Annotated in this window: 15 protein-coding genes; 7 read left to right on the top strand and 8 right to left on the bottom strand. The window is 68.2% G+C overall.

What is annotated here, in order from left to right:
• Window positions 1-17: 17 nt before the first annotated feature.
• Both LR393_RS00880 and LR393_RS00875 read left to right on the top strand, forming a co-directional pair.
• Window positions 18-1532, top strand: a complete 1515-nt coding sequence (locus LR393_RS00880; protein ID WP_231480905.1) for a polysaccharide biosynthesis tyrosine autokinase — start codon at window positions 18-20, stop codon at window positions 1530-1532.
• On the top strand, window positions 1526-1849 hold the full coding sequence (locus LR393_RS00875; RefSeq protein WP_231480904.1) for a hypothetical protein: 324 nt from the start codon (window positions 1526-1528) through the stop codon (window positions 1847-1849). Before LR393_RS00880 ends, LR393_RS00875 begins: the two co-directional genes overlap by 7 nt.
• 51 nt (window positions 1850-1900) lie before the next feature.
• On the opposite strand, the gene LR393_RS00870 is transcribed toward LR393_RS00875, so the two are convergent.
• The 3 genes from LR393_RS00870 to LR393_RS00860 all read right to left on the bottom strand — a co-directional run bounded on the left by LR393_RS00870 (window position 1901) and on the right by LR393_RS00860 (window position 5873).
• Complete coding sequence (locus tag LR393_RS00870) at window positions 1901-3664, bottom strand: YML083C domain-containing protein (protein ID WP_231480903.1); 1764 nt, start codon at window positions 3662-3664, stop codon at window positions 1901-1903.
• A 397-nt stretch (window positions 3665-4061) separates the two neighbouring features.
• Window positions 4062-4592 (bottom strand): DUF6343 family protein, encoded by a 531-nt coding sequence (locus tag LR393_RS00865; RefSeq protein ID WP_231480902.1) that lies wholly within the window; start codon window positions 4590-4592, stop codon window positions 4062-4064.
• 189 nt (window positions 4593-4781) lie between these two features.
• Window positions 4782-5873: a S1 family peptidase gene (locus LR393_RS00860; protein WP_231480901.1), complete on the bottom strand. Its 1092-nt coding sequence runs from the start codon at window positions 5871-5873 to the stop codon at window positions 4782-4784.
• A gap of 248 nt (window positions 5874-6121) precedes the next feature.
• On the opposite strand from LR393_RS00860, the gene lpdA reads away from it, so the two are divergent.
• On the top strand, window positions 6122-7522 hold the full coding sequence (gene lpdA / locus LR393_RS00855) for a dihydrolipoyl dehydrogenase (protein ID WP_231480900.1): 1401 nt from the start codon (window positions 6122-6124) through the stop codon (window positions 7520-7522).
• A 75-nt stretch (window positions 7523-7597) separates the two neighbouring features.
• Complete coding sequence (locus LR393_RS00850) at window positions 7598-7957, top strand: GNAT family N-acetyltransferase (RefSeq protein ID WP_231480899.1); 360 nt, start codon at window positions 7598-7600, stop codon at window positions 7955-7957.
• 92 nt (window positions 7958-8049) lie between these two features.
• On the opposite strand, the gene LR393_RS00845 is transcribed toward LR393_RS00850, so the two are convergent.
• The 3 genes from LR393_RS00845 to LR393_RS00835 all read right to left on the bottom strand — a co-directional run bounded on the left by LR393_RS00845 (window position 8050) and on the right by LR393_RS00835 (window position 10671).
• Entirely contained in the window at window positions 8050-8256 is a 207-nt protein-coding gene (locus tag LR393_RS00845; protein ID WP_231480898.1) for a hypothetical protein, read from the bottom strand.
• A 266-nt stretch (window positions 8257-8522) separates the two neighbouring features.
• On the bottom strand, window positions 8523-9938 hold the full coding sequence (locus LR393_RS00840; protein ID WP_231480897.1) for a GH1 family beta-glucosidase: 1416 nt from the start codon (window positions 9936-9938) through the stop codon (window positions 8523-8525).
• 388 nt (window positions 9939-10326) lie between these two features.
• Window positions 10327-10671 carry a hypothetical protein gene (locus tag LR393_RS00835; protein WP_231480896.1) on the bottom strand — a complete coding sequence of 115 codons (345 nt, stop codon included), beginning with the start codon at window positions 10669-10671 and terminating at the stop codon, window positions 10327-10329.
• Window positions 10672-10849: 178 nt separating this feature from the next.
• Between LR393_RS00835 and LR393_RS00830 the strand changes: the two genes are divergently transcribed.
• A complete protein-coding gene (locus tag LR393_RS00830; protein WP_231480895.1) occupies window positions 10850-12502 on the top strand; it encodes an alpha-amylase family protein in 1653 nt (550 codons plus the stop codon).
• Between the two features lie 18 nt (window positions 12503-12520).
• Here LR393_RS00830 and LR393_RS00825 read toward each other — a convergent pair whose 3' ends face one another.
• The gene (locus tag LR393_RS00825; protein ID WP_231480894.1) at window positions 12521-13387 is read right to left on the bottom strand and encodes a siderophore-interacting protein; all 867 of its coding nucleotides are present in this window, start codon (window positions 13385-13387) and stop codon (window positions 12521-12523) included.
• A gap of 67 nt (window positions 13388-13454) precedes the next feature.
• On the bottom strand, window positions 13455-14345 hold the full coding sequence (locus LR393_RS00820; protein ID WP_231480893.1) for an HNH endonuclease family protein: 891 nt from the start codon (window positions 14343-14345) through the stop codon (window positions 13455-13457).
• Between the two features lie 165 nt (window positions 14346-14510).
• Between LR393_RS00820 and LR393_RS00815 the strand changes: the two genes are divergently transcribed.
• Both LR393_RS00815 and LR393_RS00810 read left to right on the top strand, forming a co-directional pair.
• Window positions 14511-14885 carry a YkvA family protein gene (locus LR393_RS00815; protein ID WP_231480892.1) on the top strand — a complete coding sequence of 125 codons (375 nt, stop codon included), beginning with the start codon at window positions 14511-14513 and terminating at the stop codon, window positions 14883-14885.
• Window positions 14886-15007: 122 nt separating this feature from the next.
• Entirely contained in the window at window positions 15008-15244 is a 237-nt protein-coding gene (locus LR393_RS00810) for a hypothetical protein (RefSeq protein WP_231480891.1), read from the top strand.
• Window positions 15245-15391 lie beyond the last annotated feature (147 nt).

Genomic DNA, 15391 nt, shown 5'->3' with positions numbered 1-15391 from the left:
CCCTTGGGGGGTCACGCGTGACCATCGTTCAGTACCTGCATGTGTTGCGCCGGCAGTGGCTCGTGGTGTTACTGCTCGCCGCTCTCGGCACCGGCGCCGCGTACGCCTACACCGACCGTCAGGTGCGCACCTACTCGGCCACCACCGAGATGTTCGTCGGGATCACCGGCGAGAACCAGGACAGCGTCATGCAGATGAGCCAGGGCAGTACGTTCATCCAGCAGCGCATCAAGTCGTACGCCGACGTGGTGACCAGTCCGTCGGTGCTCGAAAAGGTCTCCGCGGCCTACGGGGTACCGATCTCGGCGGGCCAGATCAGCGTGACCGCCCCGGCCGACACGGTGCTGCTCGACATCACCGTCACCGACACCGACCCGAAACGGGCCGCGGTCATCGCCAACGGCATCGCCGACAAGTTCCCCGACTACGTCTCCCAGCTGGAAAAGCTTCCGCAGCAGGAGTCCTCACCGGTACGCCTGTCGGTCGTGGAGAGTGCCACCGAGTCCTCCACCCCGGTCGCCCCGCGGGTGCCGCTGAACCTCGCCCTCGGCCTGCTGGTCGGCCTCGGCCTGGGCATCGGTGCGGCCGTGCTGCGCGACGCCCTGAACACCTCGGTCTCCAGCATCTCCGACATCGAGAAACTCACCGGGGCAGTGCCTCTCGGCGTGGTTCCGTTCGACGCGAGCACCTCGAAGCAACCGCTGGTCGACTCCGACGAGCACGGTGCGCGAGCCGAGGCCTTCCGCACGCTGCGCACCAACCTGCAGTTCGCCGACGTCGACTCGCCGCCCCGCGTCATCGTGGTCACCTCACCCCTTCCGGACGAGGGAAAGAGCACCTCGGCCTGCAATCTCGCGCTCACCCTGGCCCTGGGCGGTGCCCGCGTGGTGCTGGTGGACGGCGACCTGCGCAAGCCCAGCGTCGGGCGCTACCTGGGCATCAGCAGCGGAGCGGGCCTGACCACCGTGCTCGCCGGCCGCCACGACCTGCGCGACGTGGTCACGGTCTACGGCCGCGACACCCTGGCCGTTCTCCCCTCCGGCCCTACTCCCCCGAACCCCTCGGAGCTCCTCGGTTCCCAGCAGATGGCTGATCTCCTCGCCACCCTGGCCGAGCACTACGACGTGGTCGTGGTCGACGCCCCGCCCCTGCTACCCGTCACCGACGCGGCCGTGCTCGCCGCCGCGGCCGACGGCGCCGTGCTGGTGCTGCGCCACGGGAAGACCCGCAAGGAAGACGCCAACCGCGCCCTGCAGGCCCTCGCCGCCGTCAACGCCAAGCTGCTCGGATCGGTGCTGAACTTCGCCCCCAAGAAGAAGAACCGGAGCGGCTACGACGGGTACGGATACGGCTATGGGTACGGCAACGTCTCCCAGGCCAAGCCCCTCCCCCAGATCGTGCGCTCGGCCGCCGTCACTCTCCCCGAGCCCGAGAGCACCCCAGCCACACCCCCTGAGCACAGGCCTCCGCAAGCCCCTGTGACGAAATGGTTACGCACGGTGCACCTAGCGTGCCATGTCGCGTCATGGTGAGGTTCAATGCCCTGACCGACGCTGAGAGCATGGCCGGCCTGGGAATCGATCTGCGTGACACCGCAGGCAGCGCAGTCACCCTGGAACTGCGCATCTTCCGGGCGTATGTGGAGTGCTGGGTCGGCGACAGCTGCTACGCCGTCTTCGACCGTGAGGCCCTGCGCCACTGGCTGGCCCGCCCCGGCACGGTGCTGAGCTACGAGGGCATCAGCTGGGCGCGCGCCGGCCAGGGAGCCGTAGCGGTCACCGTCGACGGAGTGGTGCCCCGCTGGCCCCTCGCCGACCACGTGCTGGACGGACTGCGTTCGCGGATATGACGAAGGGCGCGACCCCAGGAGGTCGCGCCCTTCGTAACGGTCGAGAACCGATTACTGCTTCGGAGCCGTCACAGTGACGTCTTTCAGGGTGAAGTCGTACCGGCCGCTGCGGCTGGAGTCGGTGCTCGGAGCCAGGCTCGTCACCCAGACCATCCAGTAGCGATGCTTGCCGGCCTTGCTCCCATCGAGCGTGACGTTCCCCGTGGACTTCTTCTGGGAGACCGCCTTGTCGTAAGCGCTCAGGTCAGAGGTGGAGAGTTCATCGGACGACCGCAACCCGACTGTGATCGGGGCAGCGCCGACGTTCACCTTCACCTCGCTGATCTCACGGGCCTCGCCCAGGTCGAGCACCAGGCCGAGGCCCTTCTTCAGGTTCCCGAAAGCAGCCGAGTTGTAGCCGGCTCCCGCGCGGTAGGTGCCGTTGCCCTGATCCGTGACACCGCTACCGGACGGGTCGGGGTCGAAGGACTTCCAGGTGAACTTCACCTTCTCGGTCGCCGCCTGCGTGGCTGTCACCGTGGGCGTGGCCGTGGTGTTGTTCTCGGCGGCGTTCGGATCCTTGTTGTCGGGGCCCAGGCTGATCATGACGCCGGCGATGATGCCACCGATCACCAGGCAGACCACCGCGAACATGGCCCAGCGAGCACCCGCGGAGGGCAGCTTCTGGTTCGGCTGCCGCGGCGGGTGACCCTGGTAGAGCTGCTGCTGCGGCGGGGCGGTGGGCACGCCCACCGAACCCATCGCACTCACCGGCATCGAGCCGGTCGGCACCTGCTGCTGGTAACCCTGCTGCTGGTAGCCCTGGGGTGCGTACGCCTGCGGCGCATAGGTCTGCGGGTAGCCCTGCGGGGCGTAGCCCTGGGGCGCATACCCCTGGGGATAGCCCTGCGGAGCATAACCCTGCGGGTTGCTGTAACCGATCGGGACCGAGCCGGTGCCGGGAGCGGTCGGCAGCTGGCCGGTGGGCGGCTGCACCTGCTGGTTGGCACCGGTGTTCAGCGGGATGCCGGCGGTGTGGGCCCCCTGCTTGCGGCCCTTGCGCTTGCGGTTCTTGGCGCCGGGCTGGACCTGGGCCCGGGCCGCGGCGGCCGGGTCGACCTGGGTCTCAGGGCCACCGGGCTGCGTGATCGGGCCGCTGGCCGGGTTCTGCACCCCCGGCATCGGCTGGGAACCGGTCATCATCGACGGCGGGAGGGGCGGCGCCATCACGATGGCACGCGTCATCGCCTCGGCGGCGCGGCGCCGGGCGACCATCTCCCGCGGCACGAACGCACCGGTGTCGGGCGAACGGCGACCGGGACGGCCACCACCCTGACCGCCCTGCGCCGGCTGACCGGACGGGCCCGACGACTCGGACGAGCCCGACGAGGCCGAGGCCCGGGACGGCTGCTGCGGCGGCTGGCCACCACGACCCGACCCGGACGCCCCCGACCCGGATGCTCCCGACCCGGCCGAGGCCGAGGCACCGAACGACGAGCCACCCGCCGCCACGGAGGCCGGTTCGGGCTGGACCGTGTAGGGCTCGGTCGAGGGACCCAGTTCGGGATCGGCCGTCGGCAGTGCGCCGGAGGCCGGTGAGCTGGAGGGGACAGCAGCCACGTCGAGAGGGGCTCCGGTGGCCCTGAGGGCTGCCCCCACGGAGGCGGCGCTGAGGGAGAGGCCACCGCTGTCGGGGCCACCTCCCACGACGGCCGGCAGGTTGGAGGTGGAGAACAAGTCCGCCCTACCCGCGTCGGAGTCCGGGGCGAGCGACATCGCGCCCGCCTCCGCCATCTGCATCGCTTCGGAGGTCTCGTCTCCGCCGATCAGTCGCACTGGCCCAGAACCACCCGATGTGCTGGAAGAAGAGGTGTCAAAAGAAGAGGAAAGATCAACAGGGCCGACAGCTCTCGTAGCTGCCAACGGGCTGAGCTCCTGTGCGGTCTCCGCAGACGCCGAGGCGTACTCCAGAGTCCCGGTCGTCGGGTCAGCCGTGTTCACACCATCGATGAGCTGGTTGCCCGTTTCCTGCGACAGGCGCGCCGGGTCCGACAAGGCAACGCTCCTTCCCTCTACCGGGTACTACGGTACGCGACAGCGGCGACTCACCCGAACCGGATCGCCCTATACGTGTGGCTTTTGTCCGAACAATTCATAGCTCGCCGTGGGTAGGCCCACGGCAGGCAGAGACTCTGACGCACGAGACCCCTGTGCCGGTTGCGTCACGGGGGACTCAGTTTCCCAGTCCCCCGTCCCGGGGGCGACGCTGCCATCCCGGGCCGGTACCGCCACCGGAGAGGTTCGCGCCAAGGCCGGCCACGAACACTGCGACGGGTGGAAGTACTGCGGCGACGATGCCCATGACCACGGCCGCACCGGTGGAGATCGGTCTCACCACGGTCCAGGCCGCAATCACGAGCAGTACGCAGGTTCCCATGATCAGGAGATACCGGCGGACGCGGGTGCCCTCGTCGACCGGCCGACGCTCCCGTGGGGGCCGCGGCGGTGGGTCGACGGGAGGGTAGGGCGGCACCTGGGAGCCCGGCTGGAAGTGCGGGCCCTGCCGTATCCGGCGCACCACGACCAGCAGGTCGACGGCCGCGCTCACCGCCACCGCGGCGAACACCAGCACGATGGCTGTGGACTCCCGGCCGGCCAGGACGACGGCCGCGATCGTGGAGGAGACGAGACCGGTCAGTGCGAGTCCCAGACGCAGCCGGAGCGGGCTGCGCGCGCTGTTCGGCTCGTTACCGGTGCGCCGCATGCCCTCACCACCCCTCGTCCGCAACCAGGCTATGCCCGGCCGGGGTCGGGTCGCACGCAGAGGACCGATCATGCCCGATCCGCCCCCTTCACGGCATCCCTCCAGCGGCGGGAGGGACAAAGGAGTGAGGACGCCGGCGGTCAGGGCTCACCGGCGTCCTCACGTTCGCCCCCTCAGGGGACGAACCCCTTAGTAAATGCTGACCCCGTAGACGCTGAGCGCCTCCGTGACCGGCTGGAAGTACGTGACGCCACCGGAGGTGCAGTTACCACTGCCACCCGACGTCAGGCCGTACGCCACCGTGCCCGCGTAGAGCGAGCCACCACTGTCGCCACCCTCGGCGCAGACCGTGGTGCGGATGAGACCCGAGACGCTGCCCTCGGCGTAGTTGACGGTGGAGTTGAGCGCGGTCACCCGGCCACTGTGGACACCGGTGGTGCTACCGCTGCGGTAGACGGTCTGGCCCACGGTCGGCGTGCCGGCGCTGGAGATCTCCTGCGAGCCGCTGTAGGTGTAGACCGTGCCCGGGTGGGCAGTGGTGGAGCTGCTGTACCGCACCAGGGCGTAGTCGTTGCCCGGGAACGAGTAGCCCACCGTCGGCCCGAGGACCGTGGTCTGACCGGAGTTCGAGTACCAGGTGCTCGCCACCTCACCGCAGTGCCCGGCGGTCAGGAAGTAGTACGTCGAGCCGCTGACCACGTTGAAGCCCAGCGAGCAGCGATAGCCACCGCCGTAGATGGCCTGCCCACCGGCGATCTTGGTGCTGAACACGCCGGAGGTCTTCTCCAGCGTGGCCTTGGTGCCGAGCTTGGCCACCGCGGCCTCGACCTTGGCCAGCTTCGCGCCCTTGACCGTGCTGTCCACGGTGACCAGCACCTTGTTCGACGCCGGGTCGACGCCATAGGAGGTACCCGACAGCTTCACCGTCGAGTCGAGCGTCTTGAACGCGGCGTTGAGCTGGGCCGTGGTGTGCTTCACCAGGTGCGCGCTGGCACCCTCGGCCTTGGCCTCCTTCAGCGCGGCCTTGGTGGTGACCGCGGCCGTCAGCGTGCTGCCCTCGTAGTAGACGCCGGCGCTCTCCTTCCCGAGCTTCTTGGCGAGCGCGTCGGCCGCCTTGTCCTGCTTCACGGACTCCTTCTGCGCGGCGGTGACGGCCACCAGCTGACTGGTGGGAGAAGCGCCGACGCCGACGGCGGCACCCGCGGAAGCTGCGGGTGCGGCGAGGCAGACGGCGACGACACTGGAAGTGGCCAGGCCAATAAGCAGACGGCTGGGTTTCACGGTGGTTCCTCTCGACAGACGTGATGGGCGATGCCCTGTCAGGGACACGTCCGGGCGACCCGGAAGCGCCCTAATAGTCCGATTTGTCCGCAGCGATGACAAGACCTGAACGCCAGAAAGTAACCCGACGGTCACAAAGCGCAGAGAATTTGACCGGCATGTGACCCCGGTCACTCCCGGGACGCGCCCGGACGTCACATCGGGACCTGCGCGCGGCTCGCGCGAGAAGGCCACTAACGTGTATGGACATGCCTGGTCATTACGACGTCATCGTTCTGGGAGCCGGCCCCGGCGGCTATGTCGCCGCCATCCGAGCAGCGCAACTCGGCAAGCGGGTGGCCATCGTCGAGAGCAAGTACTGGGGCGGTGTGTGCCTCAACGTCGGGTGCATCCCCTCCAAGGCCCTGCTCCGCAACGCCGATCTGGCGCACACCGTGCAGCACGAGGCCAAGACCTTCGGCATCCAGATCGAGGGTCAGGTGACCTTCGACTTCAAGGCCGCCTTCTCGCGCAGCCGTTCCGTGGCCGACGGCCGCGTCAAGGGCGTGCACTTCCTGATGAAGAAGAACGGCATCGACGAGCTGAACGGCTGGGGCACGTTTGTCGACGCCCACACCCTGCAGGTCAAGCTCAACGACGGTGGCGAGGAGACGGTCACCTTCGACAACGCCATCATCGCGGCGGGCGCCACCACCCGCCTGCTGCCGGGCACGACCCTCTCCGAGCGGGTCGTGACCTACGAAGAGCAGATCATGACGTCCGAGCTGCCGAAGAGCATCATCATCGCCGGCGCCGGTGCCATCGGCATCGAGTTCGCCTACGTGCTGAGCAATTACGGCGTGGACGTGACGATCGTCGAGTTCCTCGACCGGATCCTGCCGCTGGAGGACGTCGACGTCTCGACCGAGCTCGCCAAGCGGTACAAGAAGGCCGGGATCAAGCTCCTCACCGGCACCCGCGTGGACTCGATCGAGGACGGCTCCGGCCCGGTCCGCGTGACCGTCACCAAAGACGGCAAGCAGCAGGTCCTGGAAACCGAGAAGGTCATGCAGGCCATTGGTTTCGTGCCGCGTACGAAGGGCTACGGCCTGGAGAACACCGGCGTGAAGCTGACCGAGCGCGGCGCCGTCGAGGTGGACGGCAACCTGCGCACCAACGTGCCGGGCATCTACGCCATCGGTGACGTCACGTCCAAGCTGATGCTGGCCCACGTGGCCGAGTCGCAGGGCATCATCGCGGCCGAGACCATTGCCGGCGCCGAGACCATGACGCTCGACTACGCGATGATCCCGCGCGCCACGTTCTGCAACCCGCAGGTCGCCAGCTTCGGCTACACCGAGGCTCAGGCCCGCGAAAAGGGTTACGACGTCAAGGTGTCCAAGTTCCCGTTCACCGCGAACGGCAAGGCGCACGGCCTGGCCGAGCCGGTCGGCTTCGTCAAGCTGATCGCCGACGCCAAGTACGGCGAGCTGATCGGTGGGCACCTGATCGGCCCCGAGGTCACCGAGCTGCTGCCCGAGCTGACCCTGGCCCAGCAGTGGGACCTCACCGTGCACGAGATCGCCCGTAACGTGCACGCCCACCCGACTCTGAGCGAGGCCGTGAAGGAAGCGGTGCACGGCCTGGCCGGGCACATGATCAACTTCTGATCGGCCCGTTCACCCGGAACGGCCGCGCCCCTCTGGGGGCGCGGCCGTTCCGCATGTATGGACAGGGCTTCGCCCATGACCCAGCGGTCGACCGGTACGAGCGACCGGGAACTGGCCGCCTTCAACGCGAAGGCCACGGGGGCGGACGACGAGAACGGTGAGCCGGTGGGCGGACTCACCGGCTGGACGTGGGGCGGCACCTGCGGGGTGAGCATGCTCTGGGTGCACGCCGACCACCGGGCCGGCGGCTGGGGCGGCAAGCTCCTGGCGGCCGCGGAGGACCAGGCCAGACGGCGGGGCTGCGCCCGGATGGTGCTGTCGTCGTTCACGTTCCAGGCGCCGGACTTCTACCGGCGCCACGGGTACGTCGAGACCGGGCGGGCCGAGGGTTATCCGGCCGGGAACGCCCAGGTCCACTTCCTCAGGACCCTCTGAAAAACCTCTGCCAAAACAACAACGGCGACACGTCTTCGTGTCGCCGCATCATCATGGGCGCTGCGTCTCTGGCGCGCCTCGAAAAGTTGGTGTTACAGGTGAACTGCCCGGGTGGCCGCCTGCTGGTTGAGCACGGCCTCCAGTTCGGCGATCTCGGACTCGGTGTGGCGACCCATGATCGCGTCGAGCTCCTGACGCTCGGCCGGGGTGCTGTAGCTCGCCAGCTCATGAGCGAGCTTGCGGTTACGCTGACGGACGACTCGACGCTCGGCCAGGTGGGTACGCAGTTCGGTGATCATCAGTGCCTTTCGGTCGACTTCCTCCGCGGGTTCGCGGGGCGGCGGTTGCGCCGCCACTCCCATTAACGGTCACTTCGACGAGAGCGTTACCCCTTTGGGGGTGTGACCTGCCCCTCACCTCGAGTTGTCCGGACAGGCGTACAGGTGAAAGAAAACCTTCATCAAGGGTTTTCGTATTTTGCTCGAAAACCGATCAAAAAATGGTGGACGTCGTCGGCCTCCTTGGGTGCCCGACGGCGTCCACCATTCGTGGTCTTGACGAAGAACTACCCGGCGACCGACTCCCGCCAGACCCGGATCTGGCCGCGCAGCCAGTGCGCACTGTCCTTCAGGGTGCGCTCCTGGGTCTTGTAGTCGACCCGGACGATGCCGAAGCGCTTGTCGTACCCGTACGACCACTCGAAGTTGTCCAGGAGCGACCAGACGAAGTAGCCCCGCACGTCCGCCCCCTGGGCCACCGCGTCCTGCACCGCGTGGATGTGCGACTCCAGGTAGGCCTGGCGCTCCGGGTCGGGCACCGACCCGTCCGCGGCGACGACGTCGTCGAAGGCCGCGCCGTTCTCGGTGATGAACAGCGGCACGCCCGGGTACTCCCGGGACAGGCGCACGAGCAGCTCGGTGAAGACCTCGGGCACGATCTCCCAGCCCATTGCCGTCACCGGGCGGCCCCGGCCCACGGATCGCGCTACCAGGGCCCCGTCGGAGTCCGTGCTCGAGCCGTCCTCGTCCACATGGGAGATCAGCCAGCCGGTGTAGTAGTTCACCCCGAGCACGTCGATCGGCGTCGAGATGATCTCCAGGTCGCCCTCCTGCACCGGCAGCTCGGCGTGCCGCAGGGCCAGGTCGTCCACGACGTCGGCCGGGTAGGCCCCCTTGAGAAGCGGGTCGAGATAGAGCCGGTTGTTCAGGCCGTCGGCGCGGCGGGCGGCGTCGCGGTCCTCGTCGGTGTCGGTGGCCGGGTGCCCGGGGCCGAGGTTGAGCGTGATGCCCAGGTGCACCGGACGGTCGAGCCCTGAGGCCGCCTCACGCATCCGCTGCGTCGCCAGACCGTGCCCGAGCAGCAGGTGGTGCACGGCCCGGATGCCCGCGGGGAAGTCCTGATGGCCGGGCGCCTGATGCCCGTAGGCGTACCCGAGCATGGCCGAGCACCACGGTTCGTTGAGCGTGGTCCAGTTCGCCACCCGGTCGCTCAGCCGGTCGAACATCAGCGCCGCGTAGTCCGCGAACCGGTGGGCGGTGTCGCGGGCGGGCCAGCCGCCCGCGTCCTCCAGTTCCTGGGGCAGGTCCCAGTGGTAGAGCGTGACCCACGGGTCGATGCCGTTGGCCAGCAGCTCGTCCACCAGCCGCGAGTAGAAGTCGACGCCCTGGGGGTTCAGCGCCCCGCTGCCACCCGGCTGCACCCGCGGCCAGGAGATCGAGAACCGGTAGGTGTCCACCCCCAGCCCTTTGATCAGCGCCACGTCGTCGGGCATGCGGTGGTAGTGGTCGCACGCCACGTCGCCGTTGTCGTCACCGTGCACCCGGCCCGGAGTATGCGAGTAGGTGTCCCAGATCGACGGCGTCCGGCCGTCCTCGGCCGCCGCCCCCTCGATCTGGTAGGCGGCCGTGGCTACGCCCCAGCGGAATCCGGGCGGCAGGCTCAGGGGCGTACCGGAACTGGGCTGGGTCAGCGTGGTGTCCATGTCTCTCCATCGGGTCGAGGACTCTGCCGCGAGTGCGAAACCCGGCATACCGGGCCGGGGGTGCACCCAAGCATGCGTCCTGGAGGCCCGCTGCGGAACCACCGTTCCCCGGCCCCCGAACCCTGGCGGGCGTCCACCATCCGGACAGAAAACCGCCGGATACACCCGGCCCGGAATTCAACCCGATCGGCCCCGCCCCGCCGTCTGTCCGGACATCTTCGCCGGAAGATCACACAGTGTTCACGGGTCGCCACTAAAGCGCGCCGTCATTCCCGGGAAACGCCCGGACAACGGCTTCCTGTGAAATGCGCTTCGGTTTTCCGGGGACAAAAGGCTGTCCGGACAGATATCTGCCCGGACAGTCCCTCAGGTGTGCTCGCGCCGGTTCCTAGGCTGCCGGCCCCGGTGCCCGGACGTGCGGGGAGAGCGCCGCGGGGGCCGCCCCCGTTCCCGCGCAGACCTCGGAGAGAGTGCGCATGAACTGCGGGTGCAGACGTGCCGCCTGATCCATACTCAGCTTGAGATCGGCTGCGGCCCGGACATTCTCGGGATCTGCGACCAGGCGGTCGATGGCCACCTTGGCCCAGCCGTCAAGCTTGGCGAGGTGCTGAAAGACAGCTGCGAGAGCATCGGCGCCCGGCTGTGCGGCCCCGGTCGAGTCACCGGAGTTCGCGGCGATCTGCCGGGCGGTGAAACGGCGCAGTGCCTCGTCGACCAACTGTGTCGGGTCCATCGCGGGTTGACCCCCATCTCCTTCTCTGTCGTCACGGCCTGGCCGGAGAACACGAAGGTAAATTCTGGTCCCGCGCATCTCCATTGACCGCAGTTCAACCCTACGCCCGGCGATCGGGTTTCGCTGGAGACCTGGTTGTGGAAGCGCGAATGTTGCCCACAAGTGATAGATCGCTTTCATGCGGATCACTGACACAGCGGACATGTGGTGGAAAACAGCGGTGGTCTATTGCCTCGATGTCGAGACATTCATGGACTGGAACGACGACGGGACCGGAGACCTGGCCGGGCTCGCCCAGCGGATCGACTACCTGTCCGAGCTCGGCGTGACCTGCCTCTGGCTCATGCCCTTCTACCCGAGCCCGGATCGCGACGACGGCTACGACATCACCGACTTCTACGGGGTGGACCCGCGCCTGGGCACCCACGGCGACCTGGTCGAGGCGATCCGGACGGCCCACGACCGGGGGATGCGGGTGATCGTGGACCTGGTGGTGAACCACACCTCGGACCAGCACCCGTGGTTCGTCGCCTCCCGGGAGAGCAAGGACTCGCCCTACCGGGACTGGTATGTGTGGGTCGACGAGCCGCCGGCGGGCCAGCAGCCCGAGCCGGTGTTCCCCGACCAGGAGAGCAGCGTCTGGACGCTCGACGAGAAGACCGGGCAGTACTACCTGCACCACTTCTACAAGTACCAGCCCGACCTCAACGTGACGAACCCCGCCGTGCGGGACGAGATCGCGCGCATCGTCGGGTTCTGGCTGGCTCTGGGCGTCAGCGGGTTCCGGGTCGACGCGGTGCCGTTCTTCATCGACACCATCGGTGAGTCCCCCACCGCCCTGCCCGACCCGCACCAGGTGGTGCGTGACCTGCGGGCGTTCATCAACCGGCGCTCCGGCGACGCGATCCTGCTCGGCGAGGTGAACGTGCCCTTCAAGCAGCAGCTGGAGTTCTTCGGCGGTTCCGAGGGCGACGAACTCACGCTGCAGTTCGACTTCATCACGATGCAGAACATGTACCTGGCGCTGGCCCGGCAGAACGCCGGGCCGCTGCAGCGGGCGCTCGAGCAGCGCCCGGAGATCCCCCGCGAGTGCCAGTGGGGCACCTTCGTGCGGAACCACGACGAGCTGACGCTGGACAAGCTCTCCGACTCCGAGCGGCAGGAGGTGTTCGACGCGTTCGGGCCCCAGAAGCGCATGCAGGTGTACGGCCGCGGCCTGATCCGGCGGCTGCCCCCGATGCTCGACGGTGACGCCGACCGCATCCGCATGGTCTACAGCCTGCTCTTCTCGCTACCGGGCACCCCGGTGCTCTTCTACGGCGAGGAGATCGGGATGGGCGAGAACCTGGAGATCGGTGACCGCACCGCTGTGCGCACGCCGATGCAGTGGACGAGCGAGCCGGGGGCCGGTTTCTCCCGCAACGACGACGCCGAGACGTTCCCGGCGCCGCTGGTGACCGGGGAGTTCGGGCCCGAGCACGTGAATGTGCAGGCGCAGCGGGCCGATCCGGACTCACTGCTGAACTTCGTGCGGCTGCTGATCGCGCGCTACCGCAGCAGCCCGGAACTGGGCTGGGGTGACTTCGAGGTCCTGCCGCAGTCGAGCGAGCAGGTGTTCGTGCACCGGTCGACCTGGGAGGACGCCGTCATCATCGCCATGCACAACTTCGGCCCCGACCCGGTGACCGTGCCCCTGGAGCTGGAGCCCGGCAGCACTGCCATCGATCTGCTCAGTCCTCACGACGAGGAGATCAAGGGCGAGGTGGATCTGGGACGGTACGGCTACCGCTGGCTGCGGGTGATCACTCCGACCACCCGCCGCCTGCGGTAGTCCTGCGGGAACGGTGACTCAGGGCGCGTTCTGGAAGTCGCTCTTGACCGCGCGCCATTCCTCGTCGTTGGCGCCGATCCGCCAGTAACCCGAGATCGAGAGCTGTGACTGCTTCACACCGCGCTCACGCTTGAGGAACCGGCGCAGGTCACGCATCGCCGCGGCCTCACCGTGCACAAAGGCGTGCACGGTGCCGGCCGGGAACTCCAGCGCAGTGACGGCCTCGACCAGCACCGTGCCGGCCGGGCGCCCGGTGTCAAGCAGCCATCGGACCTCGACCCCGGCCGGAGCGGTGAGCTTGAGCTCCGAGGCCGGGTCGTGGATCTCCAGGAGCACGATGCCCTTCGCGTCGTCGGGCATCGCCTCGAGCGAGGCCGCGACGGCGGGCAGGGCGCTCTCGTCGCCGACCAGGAGGTGCCAGTCGGCGCCCGGCTCGGGCCGGTAGCCCCCGCCCGGACCGGCCAGCCAGATCTCGTCGCCCGGTTTCGCGTCGCGCGCCCAGGGACCGGCCAGGCCCTCGTCCCCGTGCACGACGAAGTCGATGGACAGTTCGCGGGCCTGCTCGTCCCAGCGCCGCACCGTGTACGTGCGGTTCTGCGGCCACTGCGACTGTGGGAGCTGGGTTCGGATCGCCTTCATGTCGATCGGCCGGTCGTACTCGATGCCCGCTCGCGGGTAGATCAGCTTCACGTAGGCGTCGCTGAACTCGTTCATCGTGAACTGCGCCAGGTCGTCGCCGGTCAGGACGACGCGGACCATGGTCGGGCTGAGCTGCTCGGTCCTGGCGACCGTGAGCACCAGGGTCGCGCCGCCACGTCCTTCGCCGCGGCCACCGACCCGCCCACGGCCGTCGCGTGCGCCTTCTGCGCGGGGAGAGACGGACATGCGTCTACCACCTTCCAAAGTGAGGTATGCCTAACCTACAACGGAAGACTGTGCGGAACCGGGGAGATCAGGCGGCGGTACGCCACCGGGCCCGGTCGTCGTCGCCCTTGATGCTGCAGGTCAGGGTGTCGCCGTCGGAGTCCTTGGCCTTCGCTCCCTCGTCGGGACAGAACGCGCCCGGGGTCTCCTTGTTGCCATTGTCGCTGTCGGCGTCCGACTTCTTGTCCTGGCCCCCGGACGACGTGGCGGCGGACTCCTTCGAGTCGGCCTTGGTGCTGGACTTCGAGGTGGGTACGCGCTCGTCGGGGCAGCTCTCGAGCACACCACTCATGGCCTTCTTCTCGGCCTTGGTCACCCAGTTGCCGTACTTCGCCTTCACCGCGATCTGCCGGGCCACGTAGTCGCAGCGGAACGACTTGTTCGCGGGCAGCCAGGTGGCGGCGTCGCCCGAGCCCTTGGACGAGTTCGTCGGGCCGTCGGCGGCCAGCAGGTTCAGCGGGTCGTTGGCGAGCTCGGTGCGCTTCTCCTTCGTCCACTGGAAGGCACCGGTGACCCAGGCGTTCTCCAGCGCGACGACGTGGTCGATCTGCACCGCGGAGGCGTCCTCCTTGGTGAACTTGATCGCCTTGCCGGTGTACCGGTCCTTCAGCGTGCCGCTGACCACGATGCAGTCCTTGGTGCCCGAGCGGAACTTCTCACCGCTCAGGTCCCGCTTGAGGACGTCGTTGCGGGTGTCGCAGCCGTTCTTGTCGACGTCCTTCCAGGCGCTGCCGAACTCGTCGCGGTCGTAGCCGGTACCCGCGGCCCGGCCCTTCACCGAGAGCGTGGCCAGTACCTTCGTGGCTTTCTGACCGCTGTTGTCGTCGCTCGTGGTGCCGTCGGAGGAGTCCGAACCCGACACGGTAGATCCACCGATGTCGTTGGTGACCTCGCACCCGGCGAGACCGAAGGACAGCATCAGGGCGAGGAGGGCTGCTCCAGAGCGACCAATTTTCACTCCAGAACCGTATCCTCGCCCGGAACGCACCGCTCGCCCACGTCTCGTACGCATCGTCCGTCATCTGGATGAGGCAGTGCCGAAGATCTGATCGACAATGGTGTTCCACGAGTAAAGGGGGACGAAATGGGCGACAACACCACCGTCACGGTCGTGGTGGCTTTCGTCGTGGTGCTGCTGCTGGTGGCTGTGGCACTGCTCGTGGTCGGGCTCTACGTGATCTACCGCTACCGCCTGCCGCTGCGCGGTATCGCGGCGATGGTCGCGTCGTTCGCCTACTTGATCAGCCCGATCGACGCCGCCCCCGAGGCCGTGCTCGGCCCGTTCGGCATGGTCGACGACGCCGGGGTGCTCACGATCGTCGCGTTCTACGTCTTCCACCTGATCAAGGCCCGGCGCACGAACATGCCGATGGGTAAGGCCGCGGGCATCGCCCTGCGCGACACCGCCCGCAACTACCCGCGTAACCGGCCGGGCCGCGACCACGATCCGCGCCGCTAAACCTTTTCCCGCTGCCCGCCCACTGCACCACATTCCCTCCTGACCTGGCAGAACGTGAGCAATTACGGCGCATGCGACCAAGCGTCTGACATGCCGTGATCAAGCAAGTACGCTCTGTGGTCATGGAGGAGCTCATTCTGTCCGGATTCGTCGTCCTGCTCGCCGCCGGCCATCTGGCCGCAGGGCGGCTCAGCCGGGCGGCCCGCCGCCGACGCGACGCGAAGGCACTTCGCCATCACGTCCTGCGCGAGGTCGAGGCCGGGCGCCGCTCCCTGGACGACGAGATCGTCTCCCGCGTGCTCAGCTGGTGCGACGAGGTGGCCCGGTCGGGTCGAGACCTCCCTCTGACCGTTCGGTAGACCCGCCCAATCAGGTGTAACTCCCCGAAATACCTTGACTGCTCCCGGCCCACATGACCCAGAGCAATCATTCGACCCCACTCTGTAGCCAGATATGGGTACGGTAGGGCCCTCAGGCCGGTGGAGGAGTGCAATGACAAGGCGGCA

Source organism: Kineosporia mesophila, assembly GCF_021129235.1.
Lineage (GTDB): Bacteria > Actinomycetota > Actinomycetes > Actinomycetales > Kineosporiaceae > Kineosporia > Kineosporia mesophila.
Note: the sequence above shows the minus strand (reverse complement) of the source record. Positions and strands in the feature narration are given on the sequence as shown.

What these genes read in the sequence shown, in the direction of transcription:
- LR393_RS00845 (WP_231480898.1), bottom strand. Translation starts at nt 8,256, where the DNA reads ATGATCACCGAACTGCGTACCCACCTGGCCGAGCGTCGAGTCGTCCGT.
- LR393_RS00810 (WP_231480891.1), top strand. Translation starts at nt 15,008, where the DNA reads ATGGAGGAGCTCATTCTGTCCGGATTCGTCGTCCTGCTCGCCGCCGGC.
- LR393_RS00850 (WP_231480899.1), top strand. Translation starts at nt 7,598, where the DNA reads ATGACCCAGCGGTCGACCGGTACGAGCGACCGGGAACTGGCCGCCTTC.
- lpdA (WP_231480900.1), top strand. Translation starts at nt 6,122, where the DNA reads ATGCCTGGTCATTACGACGTCATCGTTCTGGGAGCCGGCCCCGGCGGC.
- LR393_RS00815 (WP_231480892.1), top strand. Translation starts at nt 14,511, where the DNA reads ATGGGCGACAACACCACCGTCACGGTCGTGGTGGCTTTCGTCGTGGTG.
- LR393_RS00830 (WP_231480895.1), top strand. Translation starts at nt 10,850, where the DNA reads ATGCGGATCACTGACACAGCGGACATGTGGTGGAAAACAGCGGTGGTC.
- LR393_RS00825 (WP_231480894.1), bottom strand. Translation starts at nt 13,387, where the DNA reads ATGTCCGTCTCTCCCCGCGCAGAAGGCGCACGCGACGGCCGTGGGCGG.
- LR393_RS00875 (WP_231480904.1), top strand. Translation starts at nt 1,526, where the DNA reads ATGGTGAGGTTCAATGCCCTGACCGACGCTGAGAGCATGGCCGGCCTG.
- LR393_RS00835 (WP_231480896.1), bottom strand. Translation starts at nt 10,671, where the DNA reads ATGGACCCGACACAGTTGGTCGACGAGGCACTGCGCCGTTTCACCGCC.
- LR393_RS00840 (WP_231480897.1), bottom strand. Translation starts at nt 9,938, where the DNA reads ATGGACACCACGCTGACCCAGCCCAGTTCCGGTACGCCCCTGAGCCTG.
- LR393_RS00820 (WP_231480893.1), bottom strand. Translation starts at nt 14,345, where the DNA reads ATGCTGTCCTTCGGTCTCGCCGGGTGCGAGGTCACCAACGACATCGGT.
- LR393_RS00865 (WP_231480902.1), bottom strand. Translation starts at nt 4,592, where the DNA reads ATGCGGCGCACCGGTAACGAGCCGAACAGCGCGCGCAGCCCGCTCCGG.